Annotated in this window: 18 protein-coding genes; all 18 read left to right on the plus strand. The window is 61.5% G+C overall.

The window, feature by feature from the left end; all coding sequences use genetic code 11:
* Positions 1-15 precede the first annotated feature (15 nt).
* Positions 16-513, plus strand: a complete 498-nt coding sequence (gene iscR / locus B6S08_RS10015; RefSeq protein ID WP_094200670.1) for a Fe-S cluster assembly transcriptional regulator IscR — start codon at positions 16-18, stop codon at positions 511-513.
* Between the two features lie 50 nt (positions 514-563).
* Positions 564-1,778: an IscS subfamily cysteine desulfurase gene (locus B6S08_RS10020; protein WP_094200671.1), complete on the plus strand. Its 1,215-nt coding sequence runs from the start codon at positions 564-566 to the stop codon at positions 1,776-1,778.
* Between the two features lie 30 nt (positions 1,779-1,808).
* A complete protein-coding gene (iscU, locus tag B6S08_RS10025; RefSeq protein ID WP_094200672.1) occupies positions 1,809-2,195 on the plus strand; it encodes a Fe-S cluster assembly scaffold IscU in 387 nt (128 codons plus the stop codon).
* A 12-nt stretch (positions 2,196-2,207) separates the two neighbouring features.
* The gene (gene iscA / locus B6S08_RS10030; RefSeq protein ID WP_094200673.1) at positions 2,208-2,531 is read left to right on the plus strand and encodes an iron-sulfur cluster assembly protein IscA; all 324 of its coding nucleotides are present in this window, start codon (positions 2,208-2,210) and stop codon (positions 2,529-2,531) included.
* Positions 2,532-2,541: 10 nt separating this feature from the next.
* Positions 2,542-3,060, plus strand: a complete 519-nt coding sequence (gene hscB / locus B6S08_RS10035; RefSeq protein WP_094200674.1) for a co-chaperone HscB — start codon at positions 2,542-2,544, stop codon at positions 3,058-3,060.
* A gap of 5 nt (positions 3,061-3,065) precedes the next feature.
* Positions 3,066-4,910 (plus strand): Fe-S protein assembly chaperone HscA, encoded by a 1,845-nt coding sequence (gene hscA / locus B6S08_RS10040; protein ID WP_094200675.1) that lies wholly within the window; start codon positions 3,066-3,068, stop codon positions 4,908-4,910.
* A 2-nt stretch (positions 4,911-4,912) separates the two neighbouring features.
* Positions 4,913-5,251 (plus strand): ISC system 2Fe-2S type ferredoxin, encoded by a 339-nt coding sequence (gene fdx, locus B6S08_RS10045; RefSeq protein ID WP_094200676.1) that lies wholly within the window; start codon positions 4,913-4,915, stop codon positions 5,249-5,251.
* 32 nt (positions 5,252-5,283) lie between these two features.
* Positions 5,284-5,484: a Fe-S cluster assembly protein IscX gene (iscX, locus tag B6S08_RS10050; RefSeq protein ID WP_094200677.1), complete on the plus strand. Its 201-nt coding sequence runs from the start codon at positions 5,284-5,286 to the stop codon at positions 5,482-5,484.
* A 135-nt stretch (positions 5,485-5,619) separates the two neighbouring features.
* The gene (gene pepB, locus B6S08_RS10055; RefSeq protein WP_094200678.1) at positions 5,620-6,915 is read left to right on the plus strand and encodes an aminopeptidase PepB; all 1,296 of its coding nucleotides are present in this window, start codon (positions 5,620-5,622) and stop codon (positions 6,913-6,915) included.
* A 109-nt stretch (positions 6,916-7,024) separates the two neighbouring features.
* Complete coding sequence (ndk, locus tag B6S08_RS10060; protein WP_094200679.1) at positions 7,025-7,456, plus strand: nucleoside-diphosphate kinase; 432 nt, start codon at positions 7,025-7,027, stop codon at positions 7,454-7,456.
* A gap of 177 nt (positions 7,457-7,633) precedes the next feature.
* The gene (locus tag B6S08_RS10065) at positions 7,634-9,151 is read left to right on the plus strand and encodes a nucleobase:cation symporter-2 family protein (RefSeq protein ID WP_094200680.1); all 1,518 of its coding nucleotides are present in this window, start codon (positions 7,634-7,636) and stop codon (positions 9,149-9,151) included.
* 152 nt (positions 9,152-9,303) lie between these two features.
* A complete protein-coding gene (rlmN, locus tag B6S08_RS10070) occupies positions 9,304-10,422 on the plus strand; it encodes a dual-specificity RNA methyltransferase RlmN (protein WP_094200681.1) in 1,119 nt (372 codons plus the stop codon).
* Positions 10,423-10,449: 27 nt separating this feature from the next.
* Complete coding sequence (gene pilW / locus B6S08_RS10075; RefSeq protein ID WP_206063691.1) at positions 10,450-11,226, plus strand: type IV pilus biogenesis/stability protein PilW; 777 nt, start codon at positions 10,450-10,452, stop codon at positions 11,224-11,226.
* A complete protein-coding gene (locus tag B6S08_RS10080; RefSeq protein ID WP_094200683.1) occupies positions 11,216-12,166 on the plus strand; it encodes a RodZ domain-containing protein in 951 nt (316 codons plus the stop codon). The genes pilW and B6S08_RS10080 overlap by 11 nt, the downstream gene beginning before the upstream one ends.
* A gap of 21 nt (positions 12,167-12,187) precedes the next feature.
* Positions 12,188-13,306, plus strand: coding sequence for a flavodoxin-dependent (E)-4-hydroxy-3-methylbut-2-enyl-diphosphate synthase (gene ispG, locus B6S08_RS10085; protein ID WP_094200684.1), 1,119 nt, complete (start codon positions 12,188-12,190; stop codon positions 13,304-13,306).
* Between the two features lie 42 nt (positions 13,307-13,348).
* Positions 13,349-14,626, plus strand: coding sequence for a histidine--tRNA ligase (gene hisS / locus B6S08_RS10090; protein ID WP_094200685.1), 1,278 nt, complete (start codon positions 13,349-13,351; stop codon positions 14,624-14,626).
* Between the two features lies 1 nt (position 14,627).
* A complete protein-coding gene (locus B6S08_RS10095; RefSeq protein WP_094200686.1) occupies positions 14,628-15,269 on the plus strand; it encodes a YfgM family protein in 642 nt (213 codons plus the stop codon).
* Between the two features lie 2 nt (positions 15,270-15,271).
* Positions 15,272-16,444, plus strand: coding sequence for an outer membrane protein assembly factor BamB (gene bamB / locus B6S08_RS10100; protein ID WP_094200687.1), 1,173 nt, complete (start codon positions 15,272-15,274; stop codon positions 16,442-16,444).
* Positions 16,445-16,473: the final 29 nt, after the last annotated feature.

A 16,473-nucleotide genomic window follows, 5' to 3' on the forward strand; every position in this document is an offset into this window, starting at 1 on the left:
AAACGGTTTGACCACATGAGACTGACATCAAAAGGCCGTTACGCCGTGACCGCCATGCTGGATGTGGCGTTGCATGCCAATGACGGTCCGGTATCCCTGGCCGACATCTCGGAGCGGCAGGGCATTTCCCTGTCCTACCTTGAGCAACTGTTCTCCCGCCTGCGCAAGCAGGGCCTGGTGAGCAGCGTGCGGGGGCCCGGCGGCGGTTACCTGCTGGGCCTGGACGCCGAGGCCATTTCCGTGGGAGCGGTCATTGCCGCCGTGGATGAGTCGGTGGATGCCACCAAGTGTCAGGGCAAGGGGGACTGCCAGAGCGGCAACCAGTGCCTGACTCACTCCCTGTGGTGCGCCCTGAGCGAACGGATCAGCAATTTTCTCGACGCCATCAGCCTGGCCGAGCTGGTCAGCCAGAGCGAAATCCGGCGCATATCCGGACAGCAAGACAAACATCTGAGCATGCTGAATCTGCACGATGAGCAGGATCGGCAAGTGAGCCTGAAAGTTCAACTTTAAATGTCGATGACAAGACTGCCGTACAGGGCAGCGTTGGAACGGAGAATATGATGAAACTGCCCATTTATCTCGACTATGCGGCTACCTGCCCGGTAGATCCGCGCGTTGCCGAAAAAATGATGCAATACCTGACACCGGACGGCATCTTCGGAAACCCGGCCTCCCGCTCACACCGGTTTGGCTGGCAGGCGGAAGAGGCGGTCGATATCGCCCGTAACCAGATCGCCGACCTGATCAACGCCGATCCGCGGGAAATCGTATTCACCTCCGGCGCCACCGAGTCCGACAACCTGGCCATCAAGGGCATTGCCAACTTCTATGGCAAAAAGGGCAAGCACATTGTTACCTCCAAGACCGAGCACAAGGCGGTACTGGATCCCTGTCGCCAGCTGGAGCGGGAAGGTTACGAGGTCACCTACCTGGAGCCGCAGCCCAACGGCCTGTTCACCCTGGAACAGATTGAGGGCGCCCTGCGTGACGACACCGTGCTGGTGAGCATCATGCACGTCAACAACGAAACCGGCGTGATTCAGGACGTCAAGGCCATCGGCGAGCTGTGCCGCAGCCGCAAGATCATGTTCCATGTGGATGCCGCCCAGAGTGCCGGCAAGATTCCGGTGGATGTCAAAGAGATGAACATCGACCTGCTGTCCATGTCCGCCCACAAGATTTACGGTCCCAAAGGCATCGGTGCCCTCTATGTGTGCCGCAAGCCGCGGGTGCGCCTGGAAGCCCAGATGCACGGCGGTGGCCACGAGCGTGGCATGCGTTCCGGTACCCTGCCGACCCACCAGATTGTGGGCATGGGTGAAGCCTTCCGCATTGCCAAGGAAGACATGCAGGCCGAAGGCGAACGCATTCGCACCCTGCGCGACCGCCTGTATCAGGGCGTGAAGGACATCGAGGAAGTTTATGTCAACGGTGACCTGGAACAGCGCGTTCCCGGCATTCTCAACATCAGCTTCGCCTACGTCGAAGGCGAGTCACTGATGATGGCGCTGAAAGACCTGGCGGTCTCTTCCGGCTCGGCCTGTACCTCTGCCAGCCTGGAGCCTTCCTATGTGTTGCGCGCACTGGGCCTGAACGACGAGCTGGCGCACAGCTCCATTCGCTTCAGCATCGGCCGCTTCACCACCGAGGAAGAGGTCGATTACGCGGTGCGCCTGGTAAACGAGGCCATCGGCCGTCTGCGCGAGATGTCTCCGCTGTGGGAGATGTTCAAGGACGGTGTGGATCTGGAAAAAGTTGAGTGGGTACACCATTAAGGTGTAACGGACTGCGAGAGGAATTGAATCATGGCTTACAGCGAAAAAGTAATTGATCACTATGAAAACCCCCGCAATGTCGGTGGTTTCGACAAGAATGACCCGAGTATTGCGACCGGCATGGTGGGTGCCCCGGCTTGCGGCGACGTGATGAAGCTGCAACTCAAGATCAGCGATGACGGCATTATCGAAGATGCCAAATTCAAGACCTATGGCTGTGGCTCTGCCATCGCCTCCAGCTCGCTGATCACCGAGTGGGTGAAAGGCAAGAGCCTGGATGAGGCCGCCAGCATCAAGAACACCGACATTGCCGAAGAGCTGGCCCTGCCGCCGGTGAAGATCCACTGCTCCATTCTGGCGGAGGATGCCATCAAGGCGGCCATCGACGACTACAAGCAGAAAAAGAACCTGGCGTAAGACGGAGACATCATGGCGATCACCATTACCGACGCGGCCGCCCAGCGGGTGCAGAGCTTTCTCAACAACAGGGGCAAGGGCATCGGCCTGCGGCTGGGAGTGAAAACCTCCGGCTGTTCCGGTCTGGCCTATGTGCTGGAGTTCGTGGATGAGCTGTCCGAGGGCGATCAGGTGTTCGAGCATGGCGAGGTCAAGGTGATCGTCGACAGCAAGAGTCTGGTTTATCTGGATGGCACCGAGCTGGACTTCGTCAAGGAAGGCCTGAACGAGGGCTTTCAATTCAACAACCCCAATATCACCGGGGAGTGTGGCTGCGGCGAAAGCTTCAACGTGTAAGGAAAGTGGCATGAACTACTTTGAGCTGTTTGGTCTGCCTGAGCAATTTCAGCTCGACGGCCAGGCCCTGGCCGCCGCCTACCGTCAGCTGCAGTCGCAGTTTCATCCCGATAAATTCGCTTCCCGCCCTGAGCGGGAGCGATTACAGGCGGTGCAACAGGCCGCCCGTATCAACGACGCCTTTTCTACCCTGAAAAATCCCCTTGGTCGCGCCGAATACCTGCTGTCACTGCAGGGAGTGGACATTCGTGGCGAGCAGCAGACCCTCAAGGATCCCATGTTCCTGATGCAGCAAATGGAATGGCGCGAGCAGCTGGAAGAGATTTCCGCCGCCGGCGACGTGTTTGCCGCCATCATGGCCTTTGAGCGGGAGCTGAAGCAGGCTTCCGACGATTACTACCGCGAGCTGGAACAACGGCTTGACGCCGGTCACTGGGAGCAGGCCGCCGACACGGTGCGCAAACTCAAATTCATGGTCAAGCTGCACGCCGAACTCGAGCGGGTGGAAGACGCGCAGCAGGAATTCTGAATCTCATGGCATTGTTACAAATTTCCGAGCCGGGCCAAAGCGCGGCTCCGCACGAGCACAAGTGGGCCCTTGGCATCGATCTCGGTACCACCAATTCACTGGTGGCCGTGGTGCGCAGTGGCCTGGCCGAAACCCTGCCCGACGAACAGGGCCGCGAACTGCTGCCGTCCGTGGTGCACTACACCGCCGATGGCCTGCGGGTGGGCTTTGATGCCAGGCAGGAAGCGGAATTCGATCCGCAAAATACCATCGTCTCGGTCAAGCGGCTGCTGGGCAAGGCCCTGGCCGATGTGCCGCGCAACCGGCTACCTTACGACTTTCGCGATACCGATGCCGGCATCATCGAGCTGAATACGCCTCAAGGGCCGGTTAATCCGGTGCAGGTTTCCGCCGAAATCCTCAGAACCCTGGGCGAGCGCGCCGAGGCCAGCCTGGGCAACCCGGTAGAAGGCGCGGTGATCACCGTGCCCGCCTATTTTGATGATGCTCAGCGTCAGGGCACCAAGGATGCGGCCAAGCTGGCCGGCCTGAATGTGCTGCGCCTGCTCAATGAGCCCACGGCTGCGGCCATTGCCTACGGCCTGGACTCGGGTCAGGAAGGGGTGATCGCGGTATATGACCTGGGCGGCGGTACCTTTGATATCTCCATTTTGCGCCTGCACAAGGGCGTGTTTGAAGTGCTGGCCACCGGTGGCGACTCTTCCCTCGGCGGTGACGATTTCGATCACGCTCTTGGCGACTGGATTCAGCAACAGGCCGGCGTCACCGGGCTGTCCCCGGCTCAGCAACGCAACCTGCTGGATGCCGCCATCGCCGCCAAGGTGGCATTGACCGATAACGAGCAGGTTAATGTCGCCTGGGAAGGCTGGCAGGGTGAGCTCAGCCGTGACCAGTTTAATAGCCTTATTCAGCCCTGGGTCAACAAGACCCTGATGGCCTGTCGCCGCGCCCTGAAAGACGCCGACGTCAGCCAGGACGAAGTGCAGGAAGTGGTGATGGTGGGTGGCTCCACCCGGGTTCCGCTGGTGCGGGAGCGGGTTGGTGAGTTTTTTGCCCGCGAGCCACTGACCAGCATCGACCCCGACAAGGTGGTGGCCATCGGTGCCAGCATTCAGGCAGACATTCTCATCGGCAACAAGCCCGACAGCGACATGCTGCTGCTGGACGTGATTCCATTGTCCCTTGGTCTGGAAACCATGGGCGGCCTGGTGGAGAAGGTGATTCCCCGCAATACCACCATTCCCGTGGCCCGGGCCCAGGAATTCACCACCTTCAAGGACGGCCAGACCGCCATGGCCATTCACGTGGTACAGGGTGAACGCGAGTTGGTGGCCGACTGCCGCTCCCTGGCCCGCTTTGTGCTGACCGGCATTCCGCCGATGGCCGCCGGCGCCGCCCATATTCGCGTGACCTTTCAGGTGGACGCCGACGGCCTGCTGTCGGTGAGCGCCATGGAAAAATCTTCCGGCGTTCAGGCCAGCATTGAGGTCAAACCTTCTTACGGCCTGAAGGAAGAAGACATTTCCACCATGCTTAAGGCGTCCTTTGAGCATGCCCAGGAAGACATTGCCGCCCGTATGCTGGCCGAGCAGCGGGTGGAAGCGGCACGGGTGGTGGAAAACATCATCAGCGCCCTGCAGGCCGACGGCGACGAACTGCTCAGCGAGCAGGAGCAGGCCGACGTAGTGGCTTCGCTGGAAGCATTGCAGCAGGCGGCTCAGGGGGACGACCCGGAAGCCATCAAGCGCGCCATTGAACAGACCGACAAACAAACCGCCGACTTTGCCGCCCGCCGAATGGACGCATCCATTCGCAAGGCACTGGCCGGCCAACGAGTGGACAAGGTGTAACGATGCCGAAGATTGTATTTCTGCCCCATGCCGACCTTTGCCCCGAGGGCGCTGCCGTCGAGGCCGAAACCGGGGAAACCGTGCTGGATGTGGCGCTGCGCAATGGTATCGACATTGAGCACGCCTGTGAGAAGTCCTGTGCCTGCACCACCTGCCATGTGATCGTGCGGGAAGGCTTTGACTCGCTGGAAGAAAGCACCGAGCTGGAAGACGACATGCTGGACAAGGCCTGGGGCCTGGAGCCGGAGTCCCGGCTGGGTTGTCAGGCCCGGGTGGATGACGAGGATCTGGTGGTGGAAATCCCGCGGTATACTGTGAACATGGTATCCGAAGGCCACTAAACACGATACAAGCCAAGGTGAAGGTGAAACGCATGAGTTTGAAATGGACCGACAGTCTGGATATTGCCCTGGCGCTGATGGAACGGCACCCGGAGGTGGATCCCAAAACCGTGCGCTTTACCGATCTGCACCGGTGGATCTGCGAGCTGGAGGAGTTTGACGACGAGCCCGAACACTCCAACGAGCGCATTCTTGAAGCGGTGATCCTCGCCTGGATGGACGAATACAACTGACAGAAAGCCAGAAGCTTGAAGCCAGCCGGAATAATTTTAGGCTTCCAGCTTTCAGCTCACCGCTTATAGCTTTATAGAGAGCCACAGTGATACTGTGGCTTTTTGCGTTTTTTGACGAGATAACAAGGAGTCATGATGTCCGCGACCATGAAGGTGATGCTGACCAACGACGCCGCCCCGGCCTGCTGGGGCGACAAGGCGCTGCTCAGCTTTCAGAATGACGAAGTGCGTGTGCACCTGGGCGAGGGAGAGCCGGCGCGCCGGGTGCAGCAGGCGGGGCGCAAGCTCGACGCCATGGGCATCAAGAACCTGGCCCTCTGTGGTGATGACTGGACGCTGGAAAGCCGCTGGGCCTTTGCCCAGGGCTTCTATAACGCCAAGGGCGGCCAGCAGTTGGAGCTGGGCGAAATGAGCGCCGACGACCAGGCGGAGTTCGACGCCCGCCGTACCGCGGTGAACTGGGTACGGGAGATGATTAACGGCACGCCGGAAGACGTTTACCCGGCATCCCTGGCCACCGAGGCCGGCAAGTTTCTGCAGTCGCTGGCCCCCGAGGCGGTAAGCTACCGCATCTACAGCGGCGAGCAGCTCAAGGATCTGGGCCACGTGGGCATCTACGAAGTGGGCCGGGGCAGCAGCCGTCCGCCCACTTTGCTGGAGCTGGACTACAACCCCACCGGCAATGCCGATGCCCCGGTGGCCGCCTGCCTGGTGGGCAAGGGCATCACCTTTGATTCCGGCGGTTACAGCATCAAGAGCTCGGACGGCATGTCGGTGATGAAATCCGACATGGGCGGTGCCGCCACCGTCACCGGTGCCCTGGCCCTGGCCATCTCCCGCGGCCTGACCAGCCGGGTGAAACTGTTTCTGTGCTGCGCCGAAAATCTGGTGTCGGGCCATGCCTTCAAGCTGGGAGACATTCTCACCTACCGCAACGGCCTGACCGTGGAGATCCTCAACACCGACGCCGAGGGCCGGCTGGTGCTGGCCGACGGCCTGCTGGCGGCCTCGGCCACCGGTGCGCCCTTTATTCTGGACGCCGCCACCCTCACCGGCGCGGCCAAAATGGCCCTGGGCCGGGACTACAACGCCGTGTTCAGCATGAACGACGAGCTGGCGCTGCAGACGGTGCAGGCGGCGAAGGACGAAGACGAAAAGGCCTGGCCGCTGCCGCTGGAGCCGTTCCACCAGAATCTGCTGACCTCGGCCTTTGCCGACATGGCCAACATTCACGGCGGCGAGGGGCAGGCCGGGGCGTCCACCGCCGCCGCCTTCCTGTCCCGCTTTGTGCCCGACAACGGCCGCAGCTGGGTACACATGGATCTGTCTGGCTCTTACCAGAAGGTGCCCAATGACCTCTGGGCCGCCGGTGGCAAGGGCCACGGCGTGCGCACCATTGCCGCCATGCTGGCCCGCGTGTGCCAGGGCTGAGTTCTCCCGAGAAAAATATGCGCGGGCGGTGTTAACTCGCCCGCGCTTTTCGTATAATCCGCGCGTTTTTACTGTCGAAAACAGAACCTGTTGATTAAAGGATACCCCTATGGCTATCGAACGTACCTTTTCCATCGTCAAGCCCGACGCCGTTGCCAAGAACCTGATCGGTGCCATCTACGGCCGTTTTGAGTCTGCTGGCCTGAAAATCGTTGCTTCCAAAATGGTTCACCTGAGCCGTGAGCAGGCCGAAGGTTTCTACGCCGAGCACAGCGAGCGTCCCTTCTTCAAGGCCCTGGTTGACTTCATGACCTCCGGTCCGGTGATGGTACAGGTGCTGGAAGGTGAAGATGCCATCCGTCGCAACCGTGAAATCATGGGCGCCACCAACCCCGCCGATGCCCTGGCCGGTACCCTGCGCGCCGACTACGCCAACAGCATCGACGAGAACGCCGTACACGGCTCCGATGCCCCGGCGTCCGCTGCTCGCGAAATCGCCTACTTCTTCAGCGACGAAGAAATCTGCCCGCGTACTCGTTAATCGCGAGTCGACGGCAATAGAAAAGGGAGCTTCGGCTCCCTTTTTTTATGGCGGCCGATGGCCCTGTTGTTATTTTGGTATACACAAAATGTAAATATTGTTTACATTGACTGCAACATTAAAGTTGATATTGTACCGGTTGTGGTATACATAAATTAACATTTTCAGGGAGTGATCATGAGTACAGAATCTCGTAACACCGCTGTCGGTAACCGTCCGGAAGACGAAAACCTCGGCATTGCGGCCAACATTGCCTACGGCTTTCAGCATGTGCTGACCATGTACGGCGGCATCATTGCGGTGCCGCTTATTGTGGGGCAGGCGGCGGGCCTGGGCTCGGCGGAAATCGGCATGCTGATCGCCGCCTCGCTGTTTGTGGGCGGCGCCGCCACCCTGCTGCAGACCCTGGGCATTCCCTTCTTTGGCTGCCAGCTGCCGCTGGTACAGGGGGTGTCCTTTGCCAGCGTGGCCACCATAGTCGCCATCGTCACCACCGGTGGTGGCCTGCCATCGGTGTTTGGCGCCGTCATTGGCGCGGCCCTAATCGGGCTGTTGATCACGCCCGTCTTTTCCAAGATCATCAAATTTTTTCCGCCCCTGGTCACCGGTGCGGTGATCACCACCATCGGCCTGACCCTGATGCCGGTGGCGGCCCGCTGGGCCATGGGCGGAAACAGCAGGGCCGAAGATTTCGGCAGCATGACCAACATTGGTCTGGCCGGCGCCACCCTGGCGATCGTGCTGCTGCTGAGCAAGCTGGGCAATGCCGCCATCAGCCGACTGTCCATCCTGCTGGCCATGGTGATCGGCACCCTGCTGGCCTGGTCCCTGGGCCTGGTGGATTTCTCCCGCGTGCTGGAAGGCCCGATTTTCGCCTTTCCCACGCCGTTCCATTTCGGCATGCCGGTATTTGAGCTGGCCGCCATTATCTCCATGTTGATCGTGGTGCTGGTGATCCTGGTGGAAACCTCCGCCGACATTCTGGCGGTGGGTGACATCATCGACACCAAGGTGGACGCCCGTCGCCTGGGTGACGGCCTGCGTGCCGACATGATTTCCAGCGCCGTCGCACCCATGTTCGGCTCCTTTACCCAAAGCGCCTTTGCCCAGAACGTGGGCCTGGTGGCGGTCACCGGTGTCAAGAGCCGCTACGTGGTGGCGGCGGCCGGTGTGATCCTGGTGACCCTGGGCCTGATGCCCATCATGGGGCGAGTGATCGCCACCGTGCCCACCGCGGTACTGGGCGGCGCCGGCATCGTGCTGTTCGGCACCGTGGCCGCCAGCGGCATTCGCACCCTGGCCAAGGTGAACTACACCAACAACATGAACCTGATCATCGTGGCCACCTCCATCGGCTTTGGCATGCTGCCCATCGCCGCGCCCAGCTTCTATCATCATTTCCCGGACTGGTTCGCCACCATTTTCCACTCCGGCATCAGCTCCACCGCCATCATGGCCATTCTGCTGAACCTGCTCTTCAATCATCTGAGCTGGGGCAACTCCGACAAGCAATCGGTGTTTGCCGCGGGCACCGAACGAACCATTCGCCAGGAAGACATCGCCTGCCTGAACGACGGTGACTACTTCGTCGACGGCAAGCTGTTCGATGCCGACGGCAACGAGGTGACCATTGAAGTCTGCAAGGGGCGCTCCGGCAAGCAGCCGGCGCTTACCCCGGTGGCCAGCGGTCACTGATAACCTCTTGCCATGTGAATCAGGGCCGCCATTGGGCGGCCTTTTTCATGGGTGCCACGCGGCGCCGAAGCAGGCCGGCACTGGCAACCGAATGCTAAACTCTGTACAATTTCGCGCCCTGTGGGCTCTGGTCATAACGCGTGAGGCAACCGATGAGTGAAACCAAAATAAATCTGCTGGATCTGGATCGTGACGGCATGCGAGAACTCTTTCAGGAAATGGGAGAGAAACCCTTTCGTGCCGATCAGGTGATGAAGTGGATTTACCATTTCGGTTGCGATGACTTTGACCAGATGACCAACATCAACAAGGTGTTGCGCGGCAAGCTCAAGGAGCGGGCCGAAATTCGTGCCCCCGAAATCAGCGTCGAGAAAAAGTCTGCCGACGGCACCATCAAGTGGGCCATGCAGGTGGGCGATCAGGAAGTGGAAACCGTGTACATTCCCGACGGTGACCGCGCCACCCTGTGTGTGTCGTCCCAGGTGGGCTGTGCCCTCGACTGTAAATTCTGCTCCACCGCCCAGCAAGGGTTTAACCGCAACCTTCGTGTGTCGGAGATCATCGGACAGGTCTGGCGTGCCGCCAGCCGGGTGGGCTTTGTGCGCGACTCGGGCCGCAAGCCGATCACCAACGTGGTGATGATGGGCATGGGCGAGCCGCTGCTCAACCTCAACAACGTGGTGCCGGCCATGCGCCTGATGCTGGAAGACTACGGCTTTGGCCTGTCCAAGCGCCGGGTGACCCTGTCTACCTCCGGCGTGGTGCCGGCGCTGGACAAGATGGCCGACATGATTGACGTGGCCCTGGCGGTATCGCTGCATGCCCCCAACGACAAGCTGCGCTCCGAGATCATGCCGATCAACGACAAGTACAATATCGCCGAGCTGATTGCCAGCATTCGTCGTTACCTGGCGGTGTCCAATGCCAACCACGGCAAGGTGACCATCGAATATGTGCTGCTCGATCATATCAACGACGACATGCAGCATGCCCACGAGCTGGCCGAGTTGCTCAAGGACCTGCCCTGCAAGATCAACCTGATCCCGTTCAACCCGTTCCCCGGCAACCCTTACGGCAAGCCCAGCAACAGCCGCATTGATCGCTTTAACAAGGTACTGATGCAATACGGCAATACCGTCACCATTCGCAAGACCCGGGGGGACGATATCGACGCCGCCTGCGGTCAGCTGGTGGGGGATGTGATCGACAGAACCAAGCGCACCATGAAAAAACGGATGCAGGAACAAAATATATCCGTCACAATGGTTTAACTGCAAAAACCACTGGCGGAATGGGGAATGCGAAGGGTCATTCTGTTACCGGCATTGCTGATGGCGGGCGCACTGGCCGGGTGCGTACATGAAACCATTAATCTCAGTGACAAGGGCAAGGCCGGCAAGATGGTGTTTGAACCATCCCAGGCCGCGCTGACCCGCATGAACCTTGGGCTGGAATACCTGCGCCGGGGAGACACCGGTCAGGCCAAGTTCAACCTGGAGCGGGCCCTGTCTCAGGACCCGCGCAACCCGGACATTCACCTGGCGCTGGCCTACTTTTTCCAGTCGGTGTCGGAATTTGACAAGGCCGAGCAACACTACAAGCGCGTGCTGCGTCTGGACGCCGAACATGGTGACGGGCTGAACAATTACGGTGCCTTTCTGTGTGACAGGGAACGATTTGACGAGGCCGATGTCATGTTCAGGAGGGCGGTGGCCGTTGCCGGTTATGTGAAGGTGGCGGATACCTATGAGAATGCCGCCCTGTGTGCCCTTGGCCATGGGCGGGAGCAGGCGGCGATGGGTTACTTTCAGCGTGCGCTGGAATACACCCCGGAGAAGCCGCGGGCGCTGCTCGGCATGGCCGGACTGCTGGCAGGCAGTGACGGCGCCAGTGCCCTGCACTACCTCGACCGCTACCGGCAGGCGCATCTGCCCAGTGCGCAGAGTTTATGGCTGATAGTCCGTGCCGCCGAGGCCGAGGGCCGGGTGGCGCAAGCCCAGCAGGCTGGTGCCGAGCTGGTACGTTTATTTCCCGATACAGAACAGGCCAGGCGATTCCTGACAAATGACTACTAACGAAGAACAACAACAGGCCGGTGAAGAGCAACAGGCACCGACATCCGGACCGGGCGCCCTGCTGCGTCAGGCGCGTGAAGGCAGAGGCTGGAGCCAAAATGAGGTGGCGCGCCGGCTTAACCTGCGGGTGGCGGTGATTGAATCCCTCGACAGCGACCAATACAAGGCCGGCGTGGCGCTGACCTTTCTGCGGGGCTACGTCAAGGCCTATGCCCGCCTGGTGGGGGTGAGCGAGCAGCAGGCGCTGGCCGCCTTTGACGGCATGGCTGGCATGGAGCAACGGCGCCAGGATGCCACCGTGTCGATGCAGAGCTTTTCCAAAAAGACCCGGCAGCAGGCCAGTGACAAGTGGCTCAAGCGCATCAGCTGGCTGGTGTTGCTCGGCCTGGGTACTTCCCTGGTGTTCTGGTGGTGGCAAAACAGCGGCGCCGGTTTTGTGGAGCGTGGCGAGCCCGTGCCGCAGCAACAGATAGCCGAGCCGGTTGACGCCCCCGAGCCGGCACCGCTGCTGACGTCGCCTGCCCTGAATGACGCCGCCGACGAGGCCGTGACCATTCCTGCCGGTGATGCCGACCTGACCGGTGCGCCTGTGTTGCCGGCGGAAACACCGGCGGCCCCGGCGGTTGTGGAAGACGTGACCGAGGTGGCGCCCGAGCCGACGCCGGAGCCGGCCCCCGCAGCGGAGCCGAAAGCGGATCCGCAATTGCTGGTGTTAAGCTTTTCCGACGATTGCTGGATAAAGGTCACCGACGCGGAAGGCCGAGTGCTGTCCGAAGGGGTCAAAAAGTCCAGTGACCGCCTTGAGCTGAAGGGGGAGCCGCCGTTCCGGTTGGTACTGGGCGCTCCCCAGGCGGCCAGCGTGGAATACCTGAACCAGGCAGTGGATCTGTCTTCCTTCCGCGCCGGCCGGGTTGCCCGCCTGACCGTCCCGCAATCCTGATGTAACGAGCAAGAGCAAACCATGTCCCAACACGAATCACCCATCATTCGTCGCAAGTCCAAGCAAATTCGTGTCGGCTCCGTGCTGGTGGGGGGGGATGCCCCCATCAGCGTGCAGACCATGACCAATACCCTGACCACAGACGTGGAGGCCACCCTGGCCCAGATTCGGGCGGTGGAAAAGGCCGGTGCCGATATCGTACGGGTGTCGGTACCCACCATGGAAGCGGCGGAAGCCTTCAAGGTTATTCGTGCCGGTACCAGCATGCCGTTGGTGGCCGACATTCACTTCGACTACCGCATTGCCCTGCAGGTGGCCGAATACGGCGCCGACTGCCTGCGCATCAACCCGGGCAACATCGGCCGGGAAGACAGGGTACGGGCGGTGGTGGACTGCGCCCGGGACAAGGGCATTCCCATTCGCATTGGCGTGAACGGCGGCTCGCTGGAGCGCGATCTGCAGGAAAAATACGGTGAGCCCACGCCGGCGGCCCTGGTGGAATCGGCGCTGCGCCATGTGGACATTCTCGACAAGCTCAACTTTGACCAGTTCAAGGTCAGCGTCAAGGCTTCCGATGTATTTCTGGCGGTGGGTGCCTACCGGGAGCTGGCCCGTCAGATTGAACAGCCCCTTCACCTCGGCATTACCGAGGCCGGCGGTTTTCGCAGCGGCGCCGTCAAGTCTGCCATTGGCTTGGGCATGCTGCTGGCCGAAGGCATCGGCGACACCCTGCGCATCTCCCTGGCCGCCGATCCGGTGGAAGAGGTCAAGGTCGGCTTTGACATTCTCAAGTCCCTGCGCATTCGCGCCCGGGGCATCAATTTTATCGCCTGTCCGTCCTGTTCACGTCAGGAGTTCGACGTCATCGGCACCGTCAACGCCCTGGAAAACCGGCTGGAAGACATTGTCACCCCCATGGACGTGTCCATTATCGGCTGCGTGGTCAATGGGCCTGGCGAGGCCCTGGTGTCCGATCTGGGCCTGGCCGGCGCCCAGCGCAAGAGCGCCTTCTACGATGGCGGCGAACGGGTAGACCGGCTCGACAACACCCAGCTGGTGGATGCCCTTGAAAGCCGCATTCGGGCCAAGGTCGCCAGGATGGATCCCGCCGCCCGCATTCCGGTGCAGGACAAGGACTGACCCCCGCTTTTTACTCATCGATTCAGAACCAGAGATATTTTTGTGGCCAAACAAATTCAAGCAATTCGAGGAATGAACGACTGCCTGCCGGAGCAGACTCCGGCCTGGCAACAGGCGGAAGCCGTGCTGCGCAATACCATGAGTGCCTACGGTTACAGTGAAATTCGTCTGCCCATCATGGAAGTGACCGGCCTGTTTCAGCGCGCCATCGGTGAAGTCACCGATGTCGTGGAAAAGGAAATGTACACCTTTGAGGATCGCAGCGGCGACAGCCTGACCCTGCGCCCCGAAGGCACCGCCGGCTGCGTGCGCGCCGGCATTGAACACGGCCTGCTGTACAACCAGGAGCGGCGCATGTGGTACATGGGTCCCATGTTCCGCTATGAACGTCCGCAAAAGGGTCGTTATCGCCAGTTCCATCAGTTCGGGGTGGAAGTGTTTGGCCTTCACGGCCCGGACATCGATGCCGAGCTGATTATGCTCACCGCCCGCTTCTGGAAGGCCCTGGGTGTGACCGAGCACCTGACCCTGCAGCTTAACAGCCTGGGTCAGCCGGAAGAGCGGGCGCAGTACCGTCAGGCCCTGGTGGACTTTCTGCAACAGCACGAAGATCGTCTGGACGAAGACTGCCGCCGGCGCATGCACACCAACCCGCTGCGGGTGCTCGACAGCAAGAATCCCGAGGTGCAGGCGCTGCTGGCCGACGCACCTGTGCTGTCCGACTACTTCGGTGAAGACACCAAGGCCCACTTTGACGGTCTGCAGGCGTTGCTGAGTGCCGCCGGCATTGGCTTTGAGATTAATCCCCGGCTGGTGCGCGGCCTGGATTATTACAACCTCACCGTGTTCGAGTGGGTCACCGAAAGCCTGGGCGCCCAGGGCACCGTTTGTGGCGGCGGCCGCTACGACGGCCTGGTGGAGCAACTGGGCGGACAGGCCACCCCGGCGGTGGGCTTTGCCATGGGGATGGAGCGGCTGGTGCTGCTGCTGGAAACCCTGAATCGGGTTGCGGAACAACCGGCCCAGGCCGATGTCTATGTGGCCATGATGGGGGACAGCACGCGCGTGGCGGGCCTGGCCCTGGCCGAACGCTTGCGGGACGAACGACCCGGACTTCGGGTCATGAGCCACTGTGGCGGCGGCAATTTCAAGAAGCAGCTCAAGCGGGCCGACAAGAGCGGGGCCGTGGTGGCGCTGATCCTTGGAGAAGACGAAGTGGCCCAGGGCCAGGTGACGGTCAAGTTCCTGCGTGGCCAGGCCGAGCAACAGACCCTGGCCCAAAGCGAGCTGGTTGAACACCTCGAACAAAAGGGGATATGAGTTGGACGTTTACAGCACGGAAGAACAACAAATTGAAGCCATCAAGCGCTGGTGGCAGGAATACGGCAAGGCCATTATTCTGGGCTCCGCCATCGGCCTCGCCGGCCTGTTTGGCTGGCGTTATTACCAGGGCCACCAGCTGGAAACCCGTGCCGACGGCGCCGAGGCTTTTGAGCAGGTAAGCCGCGATCTGGCCAGCCAGGGCAGTGCCGCCTTTGACAGCACCGCGGCTTTTGTCAGCGAGAACCAAGGCAATAGCTATGGCGAACTGGCGGCCATGCTGCTGGCGGCGGAAGCGGTCAGGGCCAATGACCTGGAACTGGCTCGGCAGCAGCTGGAACTGGCCCTGGCGGGCATGACCGATGATGCCCTGGCCAACACCGTGCGCCTGCGTCTGGCCCGGGTGCTGATCGCCGCCGGCGATCTTGATGCCGCCCAGCGCCGCCTCGACGAGGTAACCGGTGACGCCTTTGCCGCCCAGTTGCACGAGGTGCGGGGCGATCTGTTCCGGGCCCGGCAGCAGCCCGCCGAGGCCCTGGCGGCCTATGAGGCGGCCCGTGAAGCAGGTGGGGTAGGCGACAATCCGGCGCTGACCCTGAAGCTTGACGATCTGGCCGGCGTTGATGCCGGCAAGGGAGAGTGAGCATGTCCAGACACCTGCTGAAGGCCCTGCCGCTGTCCCTGAGCCTGGTGCTGGGGGCCTGTTCCAGTTCAACCCCGGTGGCACCGGCCAATGCCTTGCCCGAGATCGACAATGCCTTTGACGCCGAGACCCGCTGGTCCGCTTCCGTGGGCAAGGGCGTGGGCGATTACTACTCCCAGCTGCGCCCGGCGGTGGACGGTGACCGGCTGTTTGCCGCGTCTCGCAATGGTGTGCTCAAGGCGTTTTCACTGGTCGAGGGAGACGACTTGTGGGAAACCGAACTCGATGAGCTCGATATCAATGAAAACCAGCGCAGCCCGCGCATTGCCGGCGGCCTGACCGCCGCCTACGGCAACCTCTATTTCGGATCGGAAAACGGCGTAGTCTATGCCGTATCCCAGGCCGATGGCGAGCTGCTGTGGACGCGGGACGTGCCCGGCGAAGTGCTGGCGGCCCCGGCGGTGGACGAAGGCAAGGTGGTGGTGCATACCAGCGCCGGCAACCTGGTGGCACTGGATGCCGGCAGCGGCGAGCAGCAGTGGCTGCTGCGCAACGAGCAGCCCAGCCTGACCCTGCGCAGCATGGCCACCCCCATTACCGCCGGCGGTGCCGTGCTCTATGGCCGGGCCGACGGACGCCTGGGCATTGCCCTGCTGGCCAACGGCCAGCCGGTGCGGGACACCCGCATTGCCAGTCCCAAGGGCGCCACCGAGTTGGAACGCATGGTGGATGTGGCCGCCAGGCCGGTGATCCTGGGCGATATTCTGTTCACGATCGCCTATAATGGCCAACTAACCGCGCACCAGCTTATTTCCGGCCAGTCCCTGTGGAAACGCCAGTATCAGGGCTCTCAGGATCTGAGCACGGACGGTCGCCAGCTGTATATCACCGACAGCCGCAGCCACCTGTTTGCGGTGGATGCCCGCAGCGGCAGCGAGGTATGGGCCAATACCGAGCTGGAAAACCGCCGGCTGACCGCTCCCGTGGTATTCGGTGACTACCTGGTGGTGGGTGACGACGACGGCTATCTGTACTGGCTGAATCGCGACAGCGGCGCCATCGTCTCGCTGGAGCGCGTCGACGGCTCGGGTCTGTATGTGGCGCCCGTGGTGTCTGGCGACACCCTGTATGTGCAAAGCCGCGACGGCGACCTGACGGCCATCGGCCAGCCCTGAGGTCGACGAAACCTGACGTCATCGGCTCC

It is taken from the genome of Oceanimonas doudoroffii (genome assembly GCF_002242685.1).
GTDB classification, from domain to species: Bacteria; Pseudomonadota; Gammaproteobacteria; order Enterobacterales; family Aeromonadaceae; genus Oceanimonas; species Oceanimonas doudoroffii.